At 29.8% G+C, this 22,363-nt stretch carries 22 protein-coding genes; 14 read left to right on the forward strand and 8 right to left on the reverse strand.

The window, feature by feature from the left end; all coding sequences use genetic code 11:
- From ACN5J5_RS11805 to ACN5J5_RS11815, 3 genes are all read right to left on the reverse strand, one after another.
- Complete coding sequence (locus tag ACN5J5_RS11805; RefSeq protein WP_418645092.1) at window positions 1-780, reverse strand: OmpA family protein; 780 nt, start codon at window positions 778-780, stop codon at window positions 1-3.
- Window positions 781-1,328: 548 nt separating this feature from the next.
- Window positions 1,329-2,033, reverse strand: coding sequence for a LytR/AlgR family response regulator transcription factor (locus tag ACN5J5_RS11810; RefSeq protein WP_418645093.1), 705 nt, complete (start codon window positions 2,031-2,033; stop codon window positions 1,329-1,331).
- Window positions 2,030-2,857 carry a sensor histidine kinase gene (locus ACN5J5_RS11815; protein ID WP_418645094.1) on the reverse strand — a complete coding sequence of 276 codons (828 nt, stop codon included), beginning with the start codon at window positions 2,855-2,857 and terminating at the stop codon, window positions 2,030-2,032. The genes ACN5J5_RS11810 and ACN5J5_RS11815 overlap by 4 nt, the downstream gene beginning before the upstream one ends.
- Before the next feature lie 222 nt (window positions 2,858-3,079).
- Between ACN5J5_RS11815 and ACN5J5_RS11820 the strand changes: the two genes are divergently transcribed.
- From ACN5J5_RS11820 to ACN5J5_RS11885, 14 genes are all read left to right on the forward strand, one after another.
- Window positions 3,080-4,252, forward strand: coding sequence for a metallophosphoesterase (locus tag ACN5J5_RS11820; protein ID WP_418645095.1), 1,173 nt, complete (start codon window positions 3,080-3,082; stop codon window positions 4,250-4,252).
- A gap of 12 nt (window positions 4,253-4,264) precedes the next feature.
- Window positions 4,265-4,942 carry a CPBP family intramembrane glutamic endopeptidase gene (locus tag ACN5J5_RS11825; protein ID WP_418645096.1) on the forward strand — a complete coding sequence of 226 codons (678 nt, stop codon included), beginning with the start codon at window positions 4,265-4,267 and terminating at the stop codon, window positions 4,940-4,942.
- A 572-nt stretch (window positions 4,943-5,514) separates the two neighbouring features.
- Complete coding sequence (locus ACN5J5_RS11830) at window positions 5,515-6,852, forward strand: TolC family protein (RefSeq protein ID WP_418645097.1); 1,338 nt, start codon at window positions 5,515-5,517, stop codon at window positions 6,850-6,852.
- A gap of 11 nt (window positions 6,853-6,863) precedes the next feature.
- Window positions 6,864-7,961 carry an efflux RND transporter periplasmic adaptor subunit gene (locus ACN5J5_RS11835; protein WP_418645098.1) on the forward strand — a complete coding sequence of 366 codons (1,098 nt, stop codon included), beginning with the start codon at window positions 6,864-6,866 and terminating at the stop codon, window positions 7,959-7,961.
- A 3-nt stretch (window positions 7,962-7,964) separates the two neighbouring features.
- Window positions 7,965-9,203 (forward strand): ABC transporter permease, encoded by a 1,239-nt coding sequence (locus tag ACN5J5_RS11840; protein ID WP_418645099.1) that lies wholly within the window; start codon window positions 7,965-7,967, stop codon window positions 9,201-9,203.
- Between the two features lie 12 nt (window positions 9,204-9,215).
- Entirely contained in the window at window positions 9,216-9,887 is a 672-nt protein-coding gene (locus ACN5J5_RS11845) for an ABC transporter ATP-binding protein (protein ID WP_418645100.1), read from the forward strand.
- A gap of 131 nt (window positions 9,888-10,018) precedes the next feature.
- Window positions 10,019-10,384 carry a DUF2147 domain-containing protein gene (locus tag ACN5J5_RS11850; protein ID WP_418645101.1) on the forward strand — a complete coding sequence of 122 codons (366 nt, stop codon included), beginning with the start codon at window positions 10,019-10,021 and terminating at the stop codon, window positions 10,382-10,384.
- The gene (locus ACN5J5_RS11855) at window positions 10,369-11,301 is read left to right on the forward strand and encodes a DUF6268 family outer membrane beta-barrel protein (protein ID WP_418645102.1); all 933 of its coding nucleotides are present in this window, start codon (window positions 10,369-10,371) and stop codon (window positions 11,299-11,301) included. The genes ACN5J5_RS11850 and ACN5J5_RS11855 overlap by 16 nt, the downstream gene beginning before the upstream one ends.
- 55 nt (window positions 11,302-11,356) lie before the next feature.
- Window positions 11,357-12,535 (forward strand): hypothetical protein, encoded by a 1,179-nt coding sequence (locus ACN5J5_RS11860; RefSeq protein WP_418645103.1) that lies wholly within the window; start codon window positions 11,357-11,359, stop codon window positions 12,533-12,535.
- A 62-nt stretch (window positions 12,536-12,597) separates the two neighbouring features.
- Entirely contained in the window at window positions 12,598-13,629 is a 1,032-nt protein-coding gene (locus ACN5J5_RS11865) for a sensor histidine kinase (RefSeq protein WP_418645104.1), read from the forward strand.
- Between the two features lies 1 nt (window position 13,630).
- Complete coding sequence (locus tag ACN5J5_RS11870; protein ID WP_418645105.1) at window positions 13,631-14,404, forward strand: LytR/AlgR family response regulator transcription factor; 774 nt, start codon at window positions 13,631-13,633, stop codon at window positions 14,402-14,404.
- A 92-nt stretch (window positions 14,405-14,496) separates the two neighbouring features.
- Window positions 14,497-14,895 carry a hypothetical protein gene (locus ACN5J5_RS11875; protein WP_418645106.1) on the forward strand — a complete coding sequence of 133 codons (399 nt, stop codon included), beginning with the start codon at window positions 14,497-14,499 and terminating at the stop codon, window positions 14,893-14,895.
- Between the two features lie 920 nt (window positions 14,896-15,815).
- Window positions 15,816-17,018 carry a multidrug effflux MFS transporter gene (locus tag ACN5J5_RS11880; RefSeq protein ID WP_418645107.1) on the forward strand — a complete coding sequence of 401 codons (1,203 nt, stop codon included), beginning with the start codon at window positions 15,816-15,818 and terminating at the stop codon, window positions 17,016-17,018.
- Window positions 17,019-17,025: 7 nt separating this feature from the next.
- Entirely contained in the window at window positions 17,026-17,721 is a 696-nt protein-coding gene (locus tag ACN5J5_RS11885; RefSeq protein ID WP_418645108.1) for a pseudouridine synthase, read from the forward strand.
- Here the strand turns inward: ACN5J5_RS11885 and ACN5J5_RS11890 are convergent.
- The 5 genes from ACN5J5_RS11890 to ACN5J5_RS11910 all read right to left on the reverse strand — a co-directional run bounded on the left by ACN5J5_RS11890 (window position 17,718) and on the right by ACN5J5_RS11910 (window position 22,351).
- The gene (locus tag ACN5J5_RS11890) at window positions 17,718-18,260 is read right to left on the reverse strand and encodes a PepSY-associated TM helix domain-containing protein (RefSeq protein WP_418645109.1); all 543 of its coding nucleotides are present in this window, start codon (window positions 18,258-18,260) and stop codon (window positions 17,718-17,720) included. The two genes, ACN5J5_RS11885 and ACN5J5_RS11890, sit on opposite strands and share 4 nt — an antisense overlap.
- 96 nt (window positions 18,261-18,356) lie before the next feature.
- Window positions 18,357-18,836: an Lrp/AsnC family transcriptional regulator gene (locus ACN5J5_RS11895; RefSeq protein WP_418645110.1), complete on the reverse strand. Its 480-nt coding sequence runs from the start codon at window positions 18,834-18,836 to the stop codon at window positions 18,357-18,359.
- An 82-nt stretch (window positions 18,837-18,918) separates the two neighbouring features.
- A complete protein-coding gene (locus ACN5J5_RS11900) occupies window positions 18,919-19,971 on the reverse strand; it encodes a M14 family zinc carboxypeptidase (protein ID WP_418645111.1) in 1,053 nt (350 codons plus the stop codon).
- Between the two features lies 1 nt (window position 19,972).
- Window positions 19,973-21,439 (reverse strand): aminotransferase class V-fold PLP-dependent enzyme, encoded by a 1,467-nt coding sequence (locus ACN5J5_RS11905; protein ID WP_418645112.1) that lies wholly within the window; start codon window positions 21,437-21,439, stop codon window positions 19,973-19,975.
- Window positions 21,440-21,532: 93 nt separating this feature from the next.
- Window positions 21,533-22,351, reverse strand: a complete 819-nt coding sequence (locus ACN5J5_RS11910) for a hypothetical protein (RefSeq protein ID WP_418646549.1) — start codon at window positions 22,349-22,351, stop codon at window positions 21,533-21,535.
- Window positions 22,352-22,363 lie beyond the last annotated feature (12 nt).

Below are 22,363 nucleotides of genomic sequence, written 5' to 3' on the forward strand. Positions count from 1 at the left end.
TTAGTTTTTATCTATAATTTTAATTTCAACGCGTCTATTTTTTCTTCTACCATCAAGACTGGTATTAGCTGCCATAGGATGCGCTTTTCCTTCAGATGCAACTTTAATTTGAGCTTCGCTAACACCTAAACCTGTTAAGTGCGATTTAAACTCTTCGGCTCTTTTTAAACCTAGTTCAATATTATATTCATCGGTACCATCAGAATCTGTATGCCCCGTTATAATTATTTTATCAGAAGATTCTTTTAAAAAGGTAGCTAATTCAGCAAAATAAGCATCTATATTAGCTTTTTTTACTTCGTGATCACTATCATAATGATAAAAAACATGCGTTTCATATAAATGCTCAATAATTTCGTCATTTCTAGTTACCCATTTGCATCTAGATTCATGCATGTCATTAACTATTGTTTCTTTACAATCGCCTCCTTTTCTGGCTCCAAATTCAATTTGTTCTAAAGCTATTTCAGGTTGAAAAAGTTTAGCTACGTTTTTTGCCCTAGCAATACCAAACTCTTCATCTTCGTTATTAAAATAAGGCGCAACAATAAGTAGTTTTTTACCTTGTTTTTTATTACCAATAATCTCCGCTCTTTTGTTAGGCCATAAATCATTTGTAATCGCTTTTTTTGTATCACAATCAAATATTAGTGGTCCATATTTAACTGTTGTTGGTGTTTCCTTCTCACAGCACGCAACTGTACCTTTATACCAGCTCCAGCTTAGCCAGGCCAATAGTAAAAAGAGAAGAAAAATGATAAAAGCAAGTGTTTTTTTCATTTTAATTAGTTTTTAAATTAGTTATAAAGCTAATATACAGCTTTATAGGTATTGTTCGTTATTTGTTTTTTTATTTTTTATAAAATTTGATGTTTTTATAAAATTGATAATATTGTATAAAATATTATTTTTTTTATCTAGATAATACCTGTAATTGTAGCTGCCAACTAAAAGTTAACAATCCGTAATTTAGTTCAAGTTGCTTTAATTATTTTTTATTGAGTTTATGAATATTTTGTGTTGTTTATAATACATATCTGAAGGCACTATATTTAAAATTGTGTGTAAATAACCTGAAAAAAGACTACACAGAAATCACTGCATATTTGTATTATAATGTTCTGCGTTATGTAACTTAAGTTTTGGTTAAAAGCAGAACAGAGCGTTAAGAAATAGTTCAGTGGAATCTGCCGATTTGGCATACTACAGTTCCTAAAAAAAACATATCTAAATATTTCTTCTACAATGATAATGGAACACTTTTTATGCGACGATGTAGGAGGGAAGCATAATATGCTTGGAATGAAATAGTTATAATTAATTCAAGTTTATTTAAAAAGTTGATTGATATTTACCTTGTAAAGTTTTCCTATTGGCACAATATGATCTAAAATATGAATTCTATTTCCTTCTATGCTACTGATATGTTTTTTTGCAACTGCAAACGATTTATGAACTTGAATAAAATCAGTATTTGAAAGCAATAGTATGGTATCGGATATTTTTTCTCGAATAGTTATAGTATCGTTTGTAGTAACCACTTTGGTGTAATTTCCTGAAGCTTCAATAAATAAAATACTATCTAAATCTACTTGAATATGACTATTGTTTTGTTTTAAAAAAATGGATTGATCCTCAGGTTCTACGTTTGCTTTACGCTCTTTTTTTGTAGTATTGGTTTTAGAAGCCGTAACCTTGTTTATAGCACTTAAAAAGCGTTCAAAACTAAACGGCTTTAATAAATAATCGACAACATTTAATTCATAGCCTTCAATTGCAAATTCACTATATGCAGTAGTTACAATAACTTTTGGAGGAGAGTTCAATGTTTTTAAAAATTCAAAGCCTTTTAATTTTGGCATGTTTAAATCTAAAAAAATAAGATCTACTTCCTCTTTTTGTAAATAGTCTATGGCTTCTATAGCATCATAGCAATCTGCTTTAAATTCTAAATTTGGGAGCATATCACAATAGCCTTTTATAATATCGTGTGCAATATGCTCGTCATCTATAATTAAATACTTAATCTTCATAGTGTAATATTCAATTTAGCGTTGTAAATGTTGTTGGTTTTTGAGATTGTTAAATTATGATTTTTTGGATACACCAACTCTAATCTACGTTTTAGATTTTTTAAACCTATTCCTACTTCCTGATTTTCTTTATTAACTTCAAAGTTATTTTCTATTTCAAAATTAATGATATTATTATGAGCTTCTAAATTAATTCGAATAAAAGCATGTTCTCTTAAGTTTTCAACGCCATGTTTAAATGCATTTTCTAAAAGAATAATAAAAAGAAGTGGACTGATTTCATAATCATTATCCTTAATATCCATATTAAATTGAACATCAATAGCTTTATGATAACGCATTTTATGAAGTGCTATATAGTTTTTTAAATAGGTTAGTTCTTCAGAAAGTAGAACCGTGTCTTTTTCGCCATCATAAATACTATAACGCATCATATCAGAAAGTTTTAAAATGAGTTCTTGTGCTTTTTTAGCGTCTTTTCCTACCAATCCATAAAGGTTGTTAAGCATATTAAAAAAGAAATGTGGATTCACTTGACTTTTTAAATGCATCAATTCAGTTTTTGTTTTTTCGTTCTTTAATCGAATAATGGATTTGATGTTCCTTATAATCCAATAGATAAAATATCCTATTATCAACCCAATCAGTAAAGTGTAATATACAATTAGGAAATATCCCAGAATCGGGTTAATATCTAAAGAAATTAATACAGAACTTCCTTCAGCAGTAAAGACTTTATAGCTTATATATAATAGTGGGATTAGTATAGACACCACACCAATTATAACAAGGTTTTTTTTATTTTTTTCTATCCAATATATCATACTGCAAAGTTAGGAGAATCTATCGGATAAGTAAGTAATAGTGACAAACGTCATTTAATTTAATACATAAAGTCCTTCAGGTGTGATAAAGGTCTTTTATACACCATGACATGTTTCATGTCACTCATACGCTAGTGTCTATCCCAATTGTTTTTGTGATAGTGGGTTTGTAAATACTTTTGCTCCAATCAAAAAACGAACATCATCATAAAATTAATCAAAATGAAAAAAAGAATCTTACGATATTTAAAACATATTTTCGGAACCATAATTACGTTATTAATAATTGGAGTTATTATTTTAGTTTCATTAAATGGCACATTTGATTTTGGCGATAATCCGTTAAAACTAAATTTAGAAAACGAAGGGCCATATGTTTTTTATGAAACAGACAGTACTTTAAATATCAACTATATTAAAGGGAATAAAACAGATGGGTTTTATCTCGATCAAAAGGAATATGCTATAAATGAAGAAATTGCTGCCAGTTGTTATTTTCCTTTAGATGGCTCAACATTTAACTTTACTCTAAAATCCAATTTTGAAATTCCTAACAGTACTTATTCAGATAATGAACCTATTCTTGCGGTTTCAGATATTGAAAGTGGCTATAAAGCCTTTAGAGACTTTCTTATTTACAGCAAAGTAATTGATCCCAATCTAAATTGGACATTTGGTAAAGGACATCTTGTATTGGTTGGTGATTTTATGGACAGAGGATTTTCAACTACTCAAGTGCTTTGGTTTATTTATAAACTAGAGCAAGGCGCTAAAAAACAGGGAGGACATGTCCATTTTATTATTGGAAATCATGAACTCTACAATTTACAAGGAAAATTTAAATCTGCATCCTATAAATATAATGGCGTAGCATCCATTCTTGGCAAACAGCAACATAACCTATACGATGAAAACGCATTTTTAGGAAGATGGATGACATCTAAAAACACGTTAGAACTAATTAATGGGCACCTTTTTGCTCATGGTGGTATACATCCAGATTTTGCAAATTACGATATTACCATAGACGAAGTCAATCACATTAATCGAGGCAACTATCGCAAAGCCTTTTTTCCTAAACCAGAAGAAACTGTTGAACAATTAATTACATCTAGTAGAAAAGGAATCAGTTGGTATAGAGGTTATTTTAATGAAGATTTATCGCAAGAAGAAGTAGAAAAGGGAATTAACCAATTTAATGCTAAAGCAGTTATTGTTGGTCATACATTACAATGGAATGTAAATAAATTATTCAACGGAAAAGTATTTGCCATTGATGTTAAACACCCAAAAGATTACAGTAAACATTGGCCATTTAAAAAATCGGAAGGCCTGCTAATAACAAAAGGAGAATACTTTCAGGTATTAGCAAATGGAGAAAAAAAACAATTATAAAAACACATAAAAATGAAAAAAATATACAATTTTTTAAACAAACCTTATACAGTAGTTTTAATAATGCTTATTGCTCCATTATTTGGGTTTATTGACCGAAACTTCACTTTTTTCTTTCCTCTTGGTATTGTTTTTTTAATTTTAAAAGGAAGCAAATTTGATTGGTCAAGATTTGGAATAGGGCAGAAAATCACTAGAAAAACTGTTTTAAAGAGTGTACTAATAGCTAGTATTCTTTTTTCTATATTCACTTTTTTAATAGACCCAATACTTATTAAATGGTTTGGTGATTATGATCTTTCATCAATAAATGATATAAGAGGTGATTTTCTAGGATATATTATTTTATTAGTCGTTGTGTGGGTATTTGCAGCTTTTGGTGAAGAACTATTGTTTCGTGGATATTTTATGAAAGGATTAGCTGAGTTATTAGGGAATAACAATAAAGCATGGATATTCTCCGCTTTTATAACTTCACTTTATTTTGGAATATCACATGCATATCAAGGATTAATAGGAGTGGTATCAGTATTTTTATGGTCATTTATAATATCATTAATATTTAATAAGAATAAAAATAATTTACTTTTATTGGTATTAATTCACGGAATTTATGACACCATAGGAATTACATTTATCTATTTAAATATTGATAAAACTATTACTGAGTTTATGCAGCAATTGTTTTAATTTTTATTAAAATCATATTAAATATTAATAAAGTTATTTAGAAAACATTTTAATAAATCCTTACGAAACTGTGTTTTTAGGTTCGTAAGGATTTATTAGCGCAAAAAAATGTATTTTTAAGAATATTAAGATCAAATTGCAATATAGAATTTAACTACAAGTTTCAGAGCCGTATTTTCTTTTAACATAATATCTGTCGATATAAGTCTAAAGACGTTATATCTAATATTATTCTAAATAGCCTGAAAAACAGCTATACAGAAACCACTGCACACCTGTACTATAATGTTCTGCGTTATGTAACTTTGCTTTGGTAAAAGCGAAGTTTAAACTCCTACTTTTCCTTATTTTTCCTTCTAAAAACTTTCTCTGCGATGTTAATGGAACACTCTTTTTACGAAACGACGATAGGAGAGTAGTAGAATGTGTGTGGAATGGAATAAAACTCTACTCTACATTTTCATTACTTATTATTCGGCTTCAAATCCCAAAATTCGACTTCAATAACTAATTTCTAAAAAGCAACAGTTAGCACTACATCTTTGCAAAGAATTTAAAACAAATTTTTTGTAATGAACAGAATTTCAATACTCTTTTTAATAACGCTAAGTACAACATTTGTATTTGGACAAAGCAATGAAGCTGATGTTCAAATTCAGTTTCAGTCATTTCAGGACGTTCTGAAATATGCTGATGAACACGCCACAAAAATCCAAAATGCAGTCATTGGCGAGCAAATTGCAAGCACCAGAAAAAAGGAAGCTAAATCTTATTTATATCCTTCGGTAAATGCTTCCGCTGGGTATAATAACAATTTAACCTTGCAACCCACTTTGGTTCCTGAGCAGTTTTTTAATCCTAATGCAACTTCAGGAGATTTTCGGGAACTAACATTTGGACAACAACACATTTATTCAGCGGGAATTCAAGCACAATGGAATATTTTAAATTTCCAAAAAATGTTTGCCTCACAAACGGCTAACATAGTCGCAGAACAAAGCGAAATTAACACACAAAAAAGCAAGTTTAACACCTATAATCTGTTGGCTTCAACTTATTATTCAATTTTGCTAACACAGGAAGCAATTGTTATTTATGAAGAAAATCTAAAGGTTTCAGAAGCCATTTATAACAGTACAACTGAAAAGTTTCAAAAAGGGATTATTAGTGAAGAAGCGCTCAATTTAGCTGAAATTAAGCAATTACAAAATCGTAAAAATTTGCAACAAGCAAAACGTAATCGTAGTCGTTTTTATACGCAACTGCAAAGTCAGTTAAACACCAACCAACAAATTACTATTGTAGATACGCCTCAAAATTTCAGTTTAACAGATACGAGTTTTACAACCATTCATCCTGAAATTAGGTGGCAAGAAATAGAAGTTGACAAACAAAAATCGCTTCTAAAAGAAAAGAAAGCATTGTTATTACCTAATCTAAGTTTTAACTATCAATACAACACGAGTTGGGCAACTGATAGCTTTACAGATTTTTCAAACGCTAACGAATTACCACAACAATATCTTGGAGCAAAGCTAAATATACCCATCTTCACAGGCTTTTCTACACGCTCAAAAATCAAGAAATCTAAACTAGAACTGCAACAACAAGAATTGCAACTGGAAAACACAAAATTGGTAAAACAAAACGAAGATGATTTGTTGCTTTTAGATGTGAAACAATATGAAGAAGAATTGACAGAAAACAACAAAATTATGAAGCTAAGACAAAAGAATGATGTACATGCAGAAAACAAATACAATAGTGGTATTATCAGTTTAAACGAACGTTTAGACAGTTATGAAGATTTACTAAATGCACAGAACACGTATTTGCAAAGTTTGGCATCATACACATTGGCGAAGTATAAAATGTATATCAGACAACTAGATTTAAAATCCAACAATTAATTAACATAATAATGAAACATAACAGAATAACTTTTTTAGGATGTTTGATAGTAGCACAATCGCTATTGTCATCGTGTAACAGCAAAAAAACCACAATGCCAACTCGAAAAAATATTGAAGACGCAGTTTTTGCAAGTGGCTATATAGCACAAGAAAATCAATATACCGTATCTGCTAGTGTAGATGGAATTTTAACCAGAATACCTGTAAACGGAGGCGATAAAATAACCCAAAACACAATTATAGCTGTAATTAAAAGTGATGTGCAAAACAATCAAGTTGCAGATGCACAAGCGGTTTATAACAATGCGGTAAGCAATGCTTCTGCCAATGCTTCCATCTTACAGCAAATTCAAACAAAAATTAATCAGGCAAAAACACAATTGTCCTTAGACAAAACAAATTACGAGCGTTATACAGATTTACGCGGGAAAAATTCGGTATCACAATTGGATTTTGACAAAGCTGAATTGCAATTTATAGCCTCACAAAATCGGCTTATAGAACTACAGGAAAGTTACAAGTCAACTGAATCTGATTTAAAGCTAAATGAAAAACGAAGCCTAGTGCAAGTCAATACTCAAAAAACAATTTTAGAGGATTATAAGCTAAGTTCATCTATTTCTGGAACGGTTATCAATGTATTTAAAAAACAAGGTGAACTCATTAGACGAGGCGAAGCTGTTGCTGAAATTGGAAGTGGTGCATTTATCATCAAACTATTTGTTGCGGAAGACGATATTAAAAAAGTAAATAAAGGACAGATAGTTTGGGTGCATTTAAACACCAATCCTAACGAGACGTTTAAAGCGAAAATTTCAAAAATATATCCTTCATTTAACACCACAGAGCAATCGTATGTGGTAGAAGCACAGTTTGAACAAGTTCCTAATAAAATCTTTTCGGGTTCTCAACTACAAGCCAATATTGAAACAGGTAGTAGTAAAAATGTGCTAGTAATTCCAACGGCATATCTTATCAGGGAAAATAAGGTCATCCTTGAAAATAAGGAAGAAAGAACTATAAAAATAGGTCGAAAAAATAATGATTGGACAGAAGTAATTTCTGGACTTTCAGAAGAAGACATCATTGTAAAACCAAAACTATAAACGATGAATACCAATCAGAAAATTGCAAAAGTACATCTTACGTCAAGGATAAGGCAACTGCTGGTGGCTGTATTGAGTATATGCTTCGGTATTTCAATGTACATCGCAATGAACAGTTTCATGGCAGGTGTAAATAATATTCAAACGGAAATTACTTTCAGTTCAATGTCTCATATTAAAATTTATAACGATTTATCGGAAAACATAACATCAATATTACCAAAACCGAAAGATGAGCGTACGCTCTTAATGGTTAGTAATGCCAGAAACATACAATATACAAAAGGTATTAAAAACGCTGATGCTATTAAAGACAAATTGTTAAATATGCCTGAAATTAATGGTGTTGCATTACAACTCAATGAGCAAATTTTTATTAGAAATGGAGTTTCAAATACAAGTGCATCGCTTTCGGGTATTGAAACAATCAATGAACATAAGCTTTTTGAAATTGGGAAATATATAATTGATGGTGATTTAAGTGATTTAGACAAACGGTCTGATGGTATTATTTTGGGTGTTGGATTGGCACAAAGAATAGGGGTAAAACCAGGTAATACCATTTCATTAAGTACTTCTGAAGGAGTATCTAAAATCTTTAAAGTTATTGGTCTTTTAGAGTCTGGTTCTAAAGTTAGGGATATGACAAGTGCATTAGTCTCCATTGAAACTGCAAGACAATTGTTTTCTAAAAATAAAAGTTATGCAACGGATGTTTTAGTTAATACATACGATTATAATAACGCCAAAACCGTTGCAGAAAAAGTACGCAAACACACAGACTACAAAGTCGAATCTTGGCAAGAAGGAAACAGTCAATTAGAGTCTTCAAGTTTATTGCGAGATGTATTGGCAATTGCCGTTTCGCTAACCATATTGATTGTGGCAGGATTTGGAATTTATAACATTATGAATATGACCGTAAATGAAAAAATCAAAGAAATCGCCATTTTAAAAGCAATGGGATTCAACGGAAAAGATGTTGTTGAAATTTTTCTTACACAGTCGGTTGCTATAGGGTTTATTGGTGGTATAGTTGGGGTGGTTTTAGGAAATGTTATTGTTCAAATATTAGACATTGTACCGTTTAAAATTGCTTCACTCAACACATTGCCTGTTGCTTACAACATAAAGGATTACATATTGGCATTTTCTTTTGGCGCAATTATTACGCTAATAGCAGGATATCTTCCATCGCGAAAAGCATCAAAAGTAGATCCAGTTGAAATATTAAGAGGTTAAAATTTAAAAAATATGAAAGCCATATCAATACAAAATATAAACAAACATTTTTACGATCCTGTAGAATTTCAAGTATTAAAAGACATTTCTTTTGATGTGAATAAAGGGGAATTTGTAGCTGTCACAGGGAAATCGGGTTCAGGTAAATCTACCTTACTCTATCTCTTATCCACTATGGATACTCAATATGATGGGATAATTGAAATTAACGGTACTGAGATTACAGGTTTAAAACAAAATCAACTGGCAAAATTCCGTAACGAGCAAATCGGTTTTGTGTTTCAGTTTCACTTTTTACTACCAGAATTTACCGTTTTAGACAATGTGATGTTACCAGCTTTAAAACTGAATAAAAAAAGTAAAAATGAGATTGAAGCAGAAGCTATCGAATCGCTTTACTTATTAGGTCTTAAAGGGCAAGAGCTTAAAAAAGCATCTAAAATATCAGGTGGACAGCAACAACGAGTTGCTATTGCAAGAGCACTTATTAATTCGCCATCAATTATTATGGGTGATGAACCCACAGGAAACCTCGATTCTAAAAACACAAACATTGTTTTTGATGTGTTTAAAGAACTGGCAAAAGAACGCGGGCAAACCATTATAGCCGTTACCCACGATGATGAGTTCGCAGGCAATTGCGACCGTATTATTGAGCTTTCGGATGGGAAGTTAATTAGTTAATAATATAGTTGAAAAGGAGTTTTTCGATTTCAAAGCCTAAAATTCGACTTCAATAACTTATTTCTGAAAAGGAAGGCATAACACATCATCTTTGTAAAAGAATTAAGAATAATACCTAAAAATATAATAAAATGAAAAATCTAAAAAACGGAATCACAATAGTACTGATAACAATATGTAGCATCGCAGGTTATGCACAATCAAATGCGGGTTTGGCAGGAGAATATATTGTAGGCGAACAAAATACAATTGTAAAAATTGAGCAACAGGATGCTGTGTATTCTGGAACAATAATGTCTTCAGATAATTCTAAAGTCAAAATAGGAAAATTGATGGTTAAAGACTTAGAGCAAACCAGAGGAAAATGGAAAGGAAAGGTGTATGCACCAAAACGTAAAGAATGGTATGATGCTGAATTTATTCTAAAGGAAAATACGCTTGATATAAAAATAAAGGTTGGTTTTTTTAGTAAAACGATTGAATGGCTAAGAAAGTAACTATGCAATATTCTAATAAAAAATTTCCTTTACAAAAAGCAAGTATAACGTTTCTGTTTGTTCTTGTTTTTTATAATACAATGAATGCGCAAGACTTTAAATTAGCGGGCGTGTATTACAATAATTATTTAACTTCTGATGTGAAAAATACGGAAGACAACCAAGAAACCAAATTTCAAGAGTTTGGTGCTTTTGTGAATTTTCCGAAGAAATTAAAGAACAATAAAACTGTTCTCATCAATGGATTTGGTTATGGTTTTGTAGAAACAACCATTAAGGATCCCTTATTTCTGTTTAATGAAAGCGATAAAAAATTACAGCAACTGTATTATCAGTTAACGCTCTTACATCAATGGAACGAAAAATGGAACGTCGCTCTGAATTTAAAACCCACATTAGCATCCGATTTTGAAAGGAAACTAAGTGCCGATGATTTTATTTTTCAAGGTGCTGTAGTGGCTACTAGAAAGTTATCGTCAAGCTTTAAACTTGGAGGTGGTTTAGCATATAGTGCTCGTTTGGGAAGTCCGAGATTCATTCCTGTGGTTAATTTAAGATATAAGAAAAGTAGGCACGAAATAAATGCCTTATTGCCTATAAATGCTAAATACAGCTATTCGATATTGCCTAATGAGAAACTACAACTTGGACTGCAATATGCACTTAACGGGGCAAATTTCAATGTACATTCCGATGATAATCGTATTGATAAAATAAATTATTCGAGAGCAAATTTTGGGGTAGTTACTCAATATCAGTTAACTAATATGCTTCGATTGGAAGCGTTTGGAGGATTAAGTGCTGGACGATCATATAGTGTTATTGACAATGATAATAAGACTTATGATTTTGATTCGGAATCAGCACCATTTTTTAGTATCGGGATTGTATTAGTTCCACCAAAAAGTAAAAAGTAATATGTTTCAAAAGACATCTAAGAAAATTATTATATCATTAATTCTATTCATAAGTGTGACAGGAATTATACATAGTCAAGAAAAAAGGATTTTTAATTTTAATTCTGAAGAAGTACCCTATTATCTTTCTTTAAATTTTAAGTATGGTTTATCTATACTGCCCAATCTTAATGCTAAAATCGTAATAGTTAATGACCAAGAAAGTCTCTTGTCAGTATCTGAATCAATTAAAATTCCTGAAAAAAAAATCTACGAAAAAGATTACCTTCTCTATTATTATTTAAAATTACCAAAATTAAAAAGTGAAAAAGAATATCTAAATTTTCTAAAAGCATTTATAGAGGAGAATTACAACAGAGATGTTTTCAATAGAAATACTATTAGCATAGATTTTAAACAGAACACAATTCCATTTAGTTGTGAATCTCTTGAAGAATTAAATACGTTTTTGGCACAAGTTATAGTTTCAGAGAAAAGCAATTTATTAAAATGTGGTAGAAGTTTTATTTTGTCAAATAATAATTTGAAAGAAAAATTAAAGACTTCAATATCTTATGAATCTATAAGATTTATTGGCGAAGCTGAAAAAATAAAAGAAGATTATAAACTTTTAAAATCTTTATCTCAATGGAAGAATACCTATTTTATTGCAATAAAATTAGGACTTCAAGAAATTTCTAAAAACCAAAGAACAACTTTTGATGAAGAAACCCGTGTAGATTTTTCTGATTTAAAAACTGTATGGAATATCGACGCTGGATATATGTTTTCTGAAAAATTTGGAGGCTTTTTGAACTTTGGAATAACATATAAAAAAGAACAGAAAGACCAAAATATAAGTAATAGTGTCAATGGTATTACCATAAGTGGTTCGGGTAGTGGTGCTGGGGTTATTAAAATAGGATTAGGTGTAAAATATATCCCTTTTGTTAAAGATCGCTGGAGTATATATACAGATTTAGCGGGAGGCTTTTTAAGTGCTAAAGCTGGCGGTGGTGATGGTAGCGTAACTATATCTAATGGCAACGTGAATAATACAATTAGTAAGGTAGAAAGAACAGAAAAAAGCAAGTATTTAAATTTATCTTTGGGTGCAAATTACAGATTGGGACGTACTGTGTTTTTAACCAGTAATTTTCAATATTCAATTTCAAATTTTGAAAACAATATTGGTTCTGTTTCAGGTTTTACAGGATATACAATTAATCTAGGTGTAGGATTTAGTTTTAAATAGAATGGAGCATTATTAATCAGATAATTTTAATATATTAAGTGTTGAATATAGAAGTCTAACGAATGAAAAAAAGTATTATAAATAGGATAATTCGCATCATTTTAGTGACTTTGTATGCGCTGCTGGTAATGAAATTAGTGGACTTGGGAATACCAGAAACAATTAAATATATATCGGAAGTTCCAGTACACATATTTTTGTTCTATTATTTACTATTTTTCAATTTGAATGTAGAAGGTAACTTGTTTTTTGACCGTTATTTGAATAAAAAAATGCCGTGGTTTGATGTTCCTAAAAAGCGAGTTTTTGTGCAATTGAGCGTTATTCTTCTATGGACTTTTATTTCTATTGGGTTGCCATTTTTAGCTTGGTATTTTATCAATGGACAATCTTTAATTTATCCGCAAGCACCTGTTGTAATATTTATTGGTTCGATAATTTTTTTGTTGGTGTTTATAGGTGTTTCTATAGCTATAAATTTCTTTAAACAGTGGAATACATCTTTACTAAATGCCGAATATTTCAAACAGGAAAAACTCAAAGCCGATTATCGGGTTTTGCAAAATCAAGTAAATCCACATTTTTTGTTCAATAGCCTAAATGTGTTGATTTCAGAGATAAAATATAACCCAAAAACGGCCCAAGATTTTACACGCAAATTATCTAAAGTGTATCGCTATGTTTTACAAAGCAAACATCACGACTTAATTTCCTTGAAAAAAGAACTTGAATTTATTGATTCCTTTATTTTTTTGCATAAAGTCAGAATTGGAGATGCTTTAGAATATGTAGTAAATATTTCTGATGAAATAGTACATAAACAAATCCCACCTTTAACCTTACAGATTTTGATTGAAAATGCCATTAAACACAATATAGCTAATGAAGAAAATGTATTGAAAATTTCAATTGAAAGCGATGCTAATAATACGTTAATCGTTAGTAATAACTTGCAAATTATTGATACTGTCGATTCAACATACACAGGTTTATCAAATTTAAGCAAGCGATTTGAATTGCTTAAAAAAGATGGTTTTACTTATGGTAAACAAGAAGAAAAATTTGTGGTATCCATTCCTTTAATTTCAGCATAAAATGATAAAAGTAGTAATAATAGAAGACGAATTACCTGCACAACGATTGTTAAAAGAAACCTTGCAGGAAATAAATTTTGAAACGGAAGTTGTTGGCTGTTTAAACAGTATAAAATCTGCTGTGGAATGGTTTAAAAATAATTCACATCCAGATATTGTTCTGTTAGATATTGAATTATCTGATGGATTAAGCTTTGAAATTTTTAAGCAAGTGAACATTGAAAGCTCTATAATATTTACAACCGCTTATGACGAATACGCTATACAAGCATTTAAAGTCAATAGTATTGACTATCTGTTAAAGCCAGTAGAAAAGGATGAATTGCAAGCTGCTTTTGAGAAATACCATCAATACAATAAGCAGTTTATTCATGAAAAAAACTCAAGTATAAATTTTTCAGAACTTGCATCACTTATTAAAAACGAGAAACCAGTATATCGCAAACGCTTTTTAATACAGTCTAACGAATCCTTTTTTCATTTATCAATTAAAGATATTGCACTATTTTACAGTATGCAAGGCATAACCTTTGCGGTGACTTTCGACAAGCGTGAATACCCTGTTAATTTTTCATTAGAAGGTTTAAAAAACCAATTACACCCCGAACATTTTTTTAAAATAAATCGTCAATTCATAGTGAATATCGATGCTATTAAAAGAGTTCATACTTATTTTAATGGAAAACTAAAACTGGAAATAGACCCTTCTCACACAGAAGATGTAATAATTGGTAAAGATAAATCAGCATCTTTTAAACGGTGGATGGATAGGTAAGTGAAAATGAAATTTCGATATTAAACTCGACCTCATAATAGAAATATATCTTGTTAACTATGAATACTGATATTGAAAACACATTTAAATTTATGAAATCAGAACTTGAAAAAGTTCAAATTAAAGTTAAAGTTGTTGAAAACGAAAATGGGAGGGAAGGAGTCGATTTTTTAATTGGAGATAAACAATTACATCTACAATCCATAGATTTAGATACTTCACAACGCAGTATTAAAATTAAAAAGCAAGATTTAGGAGAACTAAACGATAACTTGTTTATCGCTTTAGTTTTAATAATAGATAAAAGACCAAAGGTTGTTTATATAATTCCATCAAAAGAGTTATCACAATCTGATAGTAATATTTTCATAAATAACGAAGTAAGTTTAATGCCTAGTTTATCAAATTGGGAGATTAAAGTGTCTAGCAATACAATCCCAGAATTAGCAAAATATGCTCTAGAAAACATGATAGATAAGCTAAAAAGTTGATTTAAGTATCAATTATAAATAGAAACTATGCGTATTTACCCAGATGTAGCGTTGGCAAAACGACCTCATATAATTTTGGCTAAAACAATAGGAGAGTGGAGCGTAATATTTTAGGGTTGAAGTAATAAAGTATCTTAATAGTTGTGATTAAACAATAATATCAAAGCAATCTTAAGAGTTCCAATGTTTCCTAAAAATTTCTATTTGACATAATGTTAGAAGTACTACATAAAAGAAGTTAAATCGAAGCTATAATTAGAACAAGTGTATAGAAATTTTAAAGCTAGGATTTGAGCAAGGATAAATTTTATACTCTTGTGAATACACACCGAAAAGCTCATGAAAAAAATTATAACGGAAACATACTACTAAACGAAAATTTTAATAATAACTAAAAAGTAGCTTTTTTTTGGCGTTGTCAAGCGCTGGAAAATTGTGTTTAAAAAAATTACTGCGTAGCATAATTATTTTTAAAAAGCAATACGAGCGATTTTGGCAAGAGGCAATTTTACATAATGTCGAATTATAGCTACAAATATGTAACGAGAAGTTTCTCTAGAATCGCGTATTTGAAAAATTATGAACCATTGTACAGAATATTCAATTTAAATGAAATGTAAAATCTGAATGTTTAATGACCCAAGTAATAAAGATTATATAGTAACGATAACATTCTGGGATATTTTACATAATATAGAATTATAGCTTACGAATATAAACTAGAACTTCATAAGCCGTAATTTCTTTTAACATAATTATTAACGATATAGACCTAAAGACACTATATCTATAATTATGTTAAAAGAAATTACTATGGATTTGTACTATAATTAATATTATGTTAAATAGAGTGTTTGCTATTATCAAAACATTAATACATTAAATATAATTTGTGTGAATAAACATAGTACATTTGCCGAATGCAAAAAAAAGAAAAACAATCTAAATTAGAATTTATTGCTTTAATGGCATCTTTAATGTCATTAGTTGCTTTATCAATTGATGCCTTGCTACCTGCAATTACTCAAATTGGTACAAGTATAAAAATTCCACAAAACTCTAATGATAGTCAACTATTAATTACCATGATTTTTTTAGGATTAGGTTTTGGACAATTAATATTCGGGCCAATATCTGATAGCTTAGGTAGAAAAAAAGTTATTTATTTTGGATTTGCTCTTTTTGTAATTGCAAGTTTTATTTGTATAAATGCAACAAGTTTAGAAATGATGGTTCTTGGAAGAGTTTTACAAGGAATAGGACTTTCAGCCCCAAGAACAATTAGTATTGCTATGGTTAGAGATAGTTTTAGTGGTAATTACATGGCTAAAATAATGTCATTTATTGTGGTTATTTTCATTCTCGTTCCTGTTGTAGCTCCTGCCATAGGTAAATTAATGTTAGATGCCTTTGGATGGAAATCAATTTTTTATAGTCAGTTAATATTCGGTGTTTTAGTAATGCTTTGGTTATGGAAACGTCAACCTGAAACCTTAAAAAAAGAGAACAGAATAAAATTATCCATCCGTCTTTTTGTAGAAGGAACTAAAGAGTTTTTAAAACACAAGCAAGCAGTTGTACTAACGTTAATATCAGGATTTATTACGGGATCTTTTATGGTATATTTAAGTGCTTCGCAACAAATATTTCAAGTACAATACGATTTAGTTGAAGAATTTCCTTTCATTTTTGCAGCATTAGCTATTGCAGTAGGTTTTGCTACTTTTTTAAACGGAACTTTTGTGATGAAATTTGGAATGCTAAAACTAATTTCTTTTTTCCTGGTGATTTTTACAATAATTCCAATTGTGTATATCGTTTTATTTTATGGAAAAGGAAATCCTAATATAGTTATATTGTTATGTTTTTTCGCTTTGCAATTTTTTTCTTTAGGCTTTTTGTTTGGAAATTTAAGAGCCTTGGCTATGCAGCCTATTGGTCATATTGCTGGTATTGGCGCTGCTATTAATGGTTTTGTATCAACAATTATGGCTGTTCCAATTGCTACTTTTATAGGTAAATATGTTACCACCACTACTCTACCGCTTTTTGCAGGATTTTTAGTTAGCGGAATAATATCGTTAGTTTTACTTTATTTAATGAAAATTACCATAAAAAAATAATAATTTTATGAGCCTTACTATTCTTTTTGAAGATGATTATATTATTTGCGTTTCTAAACCTAATAATGTTGTTGTACACCATGCACATCACTCAAGAAATGTTTCTGACGAAGATTCGTTATTGCAATTGTTGTTCAATCAATTTGAGCATAAATTTTATCCGATACATCGATTGGATAGAAAAACATCTGGAATAATTTTATTGGCAAAAGAAACTAAATACGTATCAAAATTTCAAGAATTGTTTACCAATAATGAAATTCAAAAAACATATTACGGTATTGTTAGAGGTCATTCTCCAGAAACCAAAATTATCGATTCTCCTGTTAAAGGAAGAGATTCAAATGTATATAAAGAGGCCGAAACTCATTTAAAAACTATTGATAAAGTGGTTTTAGATATTCCTGTAAAACCATACGATACATCAAGATACAGTTTAGTTGAAATGAAACCTACTACTGGTAGATTGCATCAACTACGTATTCATATGAATAAAATTAGTCACCCTTTAATTGGCGATCCTAAATATGGTGATAAAAATCACAATCTAATGTTTATTGATAATTTTAATTGCGAAAACCTCTTTTTACACGCATATTCATTAGAGTTTATACATCCTTTTTCTAATGAAAAACAACTTGTAAAATCAGCGTTACCAAACGATTGGAATACTGTTTTTAAACGTTTTAATTGGAGTGTTTAAGAAAATAACACTAAAAAAAGTATTGGAAAAACCATACCTAATATAGCTAACTTCCACCCTCTTTTAGAAAAACCATTTTTACCAGCAGGAATCAAAATTCCAGTAATTGCAATTAACAACATCGCGGCTCCAAAAATATCAGAATACCAAATCCAAAAATTATTTGTTGATTTGTGTAAATACATAGTGTGCCCAATAATTGGCACTTTTCGTTTAAACTCTAAGTTTCCTTTACCAGATTTTATATCAACGTCTAAAATTGTATTATTTTTATAATAAACCCTAAGTTTATTTTGTCTTACTCGATGTCCATCGTATTTTAAATTAAAATCTTTGGTACTTTTTTTTATAAAGTCTTTGGTTATTAATTCTGTATTTTCAGGTAAAACTATGGTAACTTCTTTGTTTTCGTAAGTATAATCCATCGGATACCAATCACTCCTATGATTCAAAATAATTCCAGAAAAAGAAAAGGCTATAATTAATCCTACATAAAAATAGGCAAAATCTCTATGTAAGCTACGATTTGTAATGTTCATTTATCAATTTTTATAATAACAAATATATCAGAATTAGTTTTAAATAAAAAAGACTAACATTTACGTTAGTCTTTTTTATATTTTAATACTTCAATTTTAAATTTCTTTAAAAATTGCGTGCATTAAACGTTTTTTGTCATTAATACTTTCTTCTAACGAAATCATTGTTTCTGTACGGTTTACTCCGCTCACTTCATCAATCTTATAAATAATGTCTTTTGCATCATTTGTGCTTTTAGCTCTTACTTTACAAAAGATATTGTATTTACCAGCTGTTACATAAGCTACCGTTACATTAGGTATTAAACGTAAATTATCTAAAACATGCTGTGTCATTGATGTTTTTTCTAAATACACTCCAACATGAGCAATAAAGGTATATCCCATTTTATCATAATTCAACGTTAAAGTTGAACCTTGAATAATTCCTTCATCTTCCATCTTTTTAACACGTACATGTATAGTACCTGCTGATACTAATAATTTTTTTGCGATGTCGGTAAAAGGTGTACGAGCATTTTCTATTAAAATGTCTAAAATTTGATGATCAATCTCATCTAAAACAAACTTCTTCATTTTTTTATTTTCTTCAAGTAATATTGCTAAAATATGATTTTTTTCTAATTAAAAAAGAGTTTTATTGATAAATATTTAGTTTTTAGTCTTTTTTATCAAATTCTTTATGTGCTAAAAAGGTAGATAAATCTCCTTCTTTCTCTTTAATTAAAATCAGCGCAAATTTACTATTTTCTAATCTCTCTACATACTGAAAAGCTACATCTTTTTTATTATTTTCAGACCTATAAATAACATCATAGAAGTTCTTGATATTGTTTGGAATAGCTAAATAATCTGAATAATCTGTAAAGTTATCTGTTATTGAAATATGATAAATTCCTTGTAAAAGAGCATAAAAATTATATTTCCTTACCTCTTCTCTTTCATAATCATTAGGATAATGGCCAGCTTCTATTAAAATGGTGTTATGTCCTAGCTTTTGAAAATTATCTCCGGTTGCTGTCGGATAAAATTCATCTGTATAACGACCAACATGATTTGGAATTGTTTTTTGTAACAAAGAGTTCATCGCTACAATTACATTCATCGTTTCTATACGACCTTTAGTAATTTTACGTGTTTCTTCTTCAGATGGTGCTAAAAACGAAATAGTAGCCGGATTTTTAGTGCCTTCTACACCAAAAATTGTTCTTTGATCGTGTAAATTAAAACAAAAATCAGGATGTACGCTATTTAAAACCTCACGTAACAATTTACTCTCTTTAGCCTGTAAAGCTACCGCATCTCTATTTAAATCAACTTCATTTGCATTTACACGAGTATAAACCTCTGCGCCATCTGGGTTTAACATAGGTACAATAGTAATATCGCTATTACTTAAAATAATGTTGACAATTTTATTATCAGAAAACTGTTTAATAAAACTTAAAAAATCAAAAACAGCTTTGGTTCCGGTACTTTCATTACCGTGCATTTGACTCCAAATAAGTATTTTCTTTTTTCCTGTACCTAGTTTAAGTTGATATATTTTTCTTTTTTCTTCTGATAAACCAATTACTTTACTTGTAATGTTCGAAGCTAAATTACTATAAAGAGGTTCAATATCATTAAAGCAAATATGCCTTCCTGATAATTTATGTTCTTTAATTGCTTGATAATTTTGTTCTAAAAAAGAAATATCTATACTATTCATATTATAAGGTAAACCAATCTGCTATTAATTCTTTTTCTATAGATTTAGCAGTTATGTGTGTGTAATCATTTTTAACCATGTCATATTGATAATCTTTCGACCATTCTTCAATATTATTTGTTAATGTTTTTAAAGAATCACATATAAACGTTACTTCTTCGTTTGTTATTGTTGGGTGTACCGATAAACGTACCCAACCTGGTTTTTCGGTATTACAACCTTCTGATATCTGATCTTTAATTTTATGTGATGTATTCTGATCTACATTCAATAAAAAATGTCCGTAGGTACCTGCGCATGAACAACCACCTCTTGTTTGTATTCCAAAACGATCGTTTAATAATTTAACAACTAAATTAAAGTGATATTTTTCGTAATAAAAAGAAAAAATACTTAATCTGTCTTTATGGTTGGGTGCTAATATTTTAACGCCTTCTAAATTTTCTAAGCAATTAAATATAACAGGATTTATTTCATCTTCTCGCTGTTTCATTTTATCAGTTCCCATCTTATTTTTAACCTGAATAGCCAATGCTATTTTTATGGTTTGTAAAAAAGCGGGGGTTCCACCGTCTTCACGCGTTTCAACATCATCAAAATAATCATGTCCACCCCAAGGATTGGTGTAGCTTACTGTACCTCCTCCTGGATTATCAGGAATCATGTTTTTGTATAATTTTTTATTAAAAATTAAAACTCCAGAAGTTGCTGGTCCACCTAAAAATTTATGTGGCGAAAAAAATATTGCATCTAAATATTCATCCTTTTTATCAGGATGCATATCTATATCTACATAAGGTGCAGAACAAGCAAAATCAACAAAACACAAACCGCCATATTTATGAATTAAAGACGCTACTTTATGATAATTTGTTTTTATACCTGTTACGTTAGAACCTGCTACAATAGAGGCTATTTTTATAGGTCTGTCTTTATATTTTTGTATTGTTTTTTCAAACATATCTAAGCAAACCAATCCAGCTTCATTACAAGGAACTACTTCAACATCAGCAATTGTTTCTATCCACGATGTTTGGTTAGAGTGATGTTCCATATGACTTACAAAAACAATAGGACGTTTTTCATCAGGAACAATGGTATTCTCTTTTAAGTTTTCACAAATTTTTAATCCTAAAATTCGTTGAAATTTATTTACAACACCTGTCATTCCTGAACCTTCTGTAATTAAAACATCATCTTTTGATGCATTTACATGATTTTTAATAATATTACGAGCTTCATGATATGCTAATGTCATTGCTGCTCCTGAAGTTGAAGTTTCAGTATGAGTATTTGCTACAAAAGGACCAAATTTATGTAATAATTGTTCTTCTATTGGTCTATATAATCTACCACTTGCTGTCCAATCAGTATAAATCATTTTTTGTACTCCGTAAGGAGATTTAAAAGTTTGATTTATGCCTACAATATTGTTTTTAAATTCATTAAAATATTGCTCTAAATTCATAATTTGATATTGTATTTGCAGTCTAAAGTTAGAGGTATGTTACTAATTAGCCTAAAAGATTTGTATTATTAACGTATTCGTACTTTTTGTTTATTAAAGTCTAAACTTTCCGCCTATTAAAATGTTATTTTCAAAGAAGTAAAAACTTTGCGAAGCACTATCTGCCGAACTTCTTGTTGTTCTAATATCTCCCATATTTATGTACCCACCTTTTAAATCTGCTTGAATAAAAAAGTGTTTTAAAAATGTAATATTTAAACCAGCTCCGATAGACATTCCGTATCCTGATAAGTGAAAATCGTCATGACGTTCATTTTCTAGTAAAGTTGTGTTTGTTCTTGGGTATAAAATACCAACTCCAACTCCTTCTGTAAAGTTTATTTGTAAATTTTCAGATTCTAAACCAAACCAACTACTAACATCATCAAAACGTTTTAATTCTACATTTACATAGTTTAATCCATCTGTATGTTCAAAACGTAAAAAATCTTCGGCTAAATTAATATTCTGATTTGTGTAGGTTCCGTCATACTTCGGATTTCCTACGTTAATCTCTCCATTAATTGTAACATCTTGATCGCCAATCATTACATATTTCATGTGATCTACCCCAATAGAAATGGTATAGTTTTCTTTAAAGAAATATCCAATTCTGTAATTTGTTTGAGGAATAGTAACTCTACCTGGATTAAAATAATCGTTAAAAGAAAACTTTGTTTGTCTATCCTGTGCTTTTACTTTTGATAAGGTAAAATCGTAATTATCTCCTTTAAAACGAATATCAGAATCGGTATAACTTGCCCAGTTCCAACCCCAATACACAAAAAACTTTCCTTTATTGGTTACTTTCTTTTTTGCTGGTTTTACCGCTTCTTGCTCCTGCCCTATTAATATTGATGTTGTTAACAACATCAATATTAAACT

Source organism: Tenacibaculum insulae, from assembly GCF_964512435.1.
GTDB lineage: Bacteria > Bacteroidota > Bacteroidia > Flavobacteriales > Flavobacteriaceae > Polaribacter > Polaribacter insulae_A.

Coding starts and splice junctions, on each gene's coding strand:
- ACN5J5_RS11905 (WP_418645112.1), bottom strand. CDS start 21,439: ATGAATTTAGAGCAATATTTTAATGAATTTAAAAACAATATTGTAGGC.
- ACN5J5_RS11875 (WP_418645106.1), top strand. CDS start 14,497: ATGAAATCAGAACTTGAAAAAGTTCAAATTAAAGTTAAAGTTGTTGAA.
- ACN5J5_RS11810 (WP_418645093.1), bottom strand. CDS start 2,033: ATGAAGATTAAGTATTTAATTATAGATGACGAGCATATTGCACACGAT.
- ACN5J5_RS11870 (WP_418645105.1), top strand. CDS start 13,631: ATGATAAAAGTAGTAATAATAGAAGACGAATTACCTGCACAACGATTG.
- ACN5J5_RS11895 (WP_418645110.1), bottom strand. CDS start 18,836: ATGAAGAAGTTTGTTTTAGATGAGATTGATCATCAAATTTTAGACATT.
- ACN5J5_RS11880 (WP_418645107.1), top strand. CDS start 15,816: ATGCAAAAAAAAGAAAAACAATCTAAATTAGAATTTATTGCTTTAATG.
- ACN5J5_RS11910 (WP_418646549.1), bottom strand. CDS start 22,351: ATGTTGTTAACAACATCAATATTAATAGGGCAGGAGCAAGAAGCGGTA.
- ACN5J5_RS11830 (WP_418645097.1), top strand. CDS start 5,515: ATGAACAGAATTTCAATACTCTTTTTAATAACGCTAAGTACAACATTT.
- ACN5J5_RS11845 (WP_418645100.1), top strand. CDS start 9,216: ATGAAAGCCATATCAATACAAAATATAAACAAACATTTTTACGATCCT.
- ACN5J5_RS11855 (WP_418645102.1), top strand. CDS start 10,369: ATGGCTAAGAAAGTAACTATGCAATATTCTAATAAAAAATTTCCTTTA.
- ACN5J5_RS11820 (WP_418645095.1), top strand. CDS start 3,080: ATGAAAAAAAGAATCTTACGATATTTAAAACATATTTTCGGAACCATA.
- ACN5J5_RS11900 (WP_418645111.1), bottom strand. CDS start 19,971: ATGAATAGTATAGATATTTCTTTTTTAGAACAAAATTATCAAGCAATT.
- ACN5J5_RS11885 (WP_418645108.1), top strand. CDS start 17,026: ATGAGCCTTACTATTCTTTTTGAAGATGATTATATTATTTGCGTTTCT.
- ACN5J5_RS11835 (WP_418645098.1), top strand. CDS start 6,864: ATGAAACATAACAGAATAACTTTTTTAGGATGTTTGATAGTAGCACAA.
- ACN5J5_RS11890 (WP_418645109.1), bottom strand. CDS start 18,260: ATGAACATTACAAATCGTAGCTTACATAGAGATTTTGCCTATTTTTAT.
- ACN5J5_RS11865 (WP_418645104.1), top strand. CDS start 12,598: ATGAAAAAAAGTATTATAAATAGGATAATTCGCATCATTTTAGTGACT.
- ACN5J5_RS11850 (WP_418645101.1), top strand. CDS start 10,019: ATGAAAAATCTAAAAAACGGAATCACAATAGTACTGATAACAATATGT.
- ACN5J5_RS11840 (WP_418645099.1), top strand. CDS start 7,965: ATGAATACCAATCAGAAAATTGCAAAAGTACATCTTACGTCAAGGATA.
- ACN5J5_RS11825 (WP_418645096.1), top strand. CDS start 4,265: ATGAAAAAAATATACAATTTTTTAAACAAACCTTATACAGTAGTTTTA.
- ACN5J5_RS11815 (WP_418645094.1), bottom strand. CDS start 2,857: ATGATATATTGGATAGAAAAAAATAAAAAAAACCTTGTTATAATTGGT.
- ACN5J5_RS11805 (WP_418645092.1), bottom strand. CDS start 780: ATGAAAAAAACACTTGCTTTTATCATTTTTCTTCTCTTTTTACTATTG.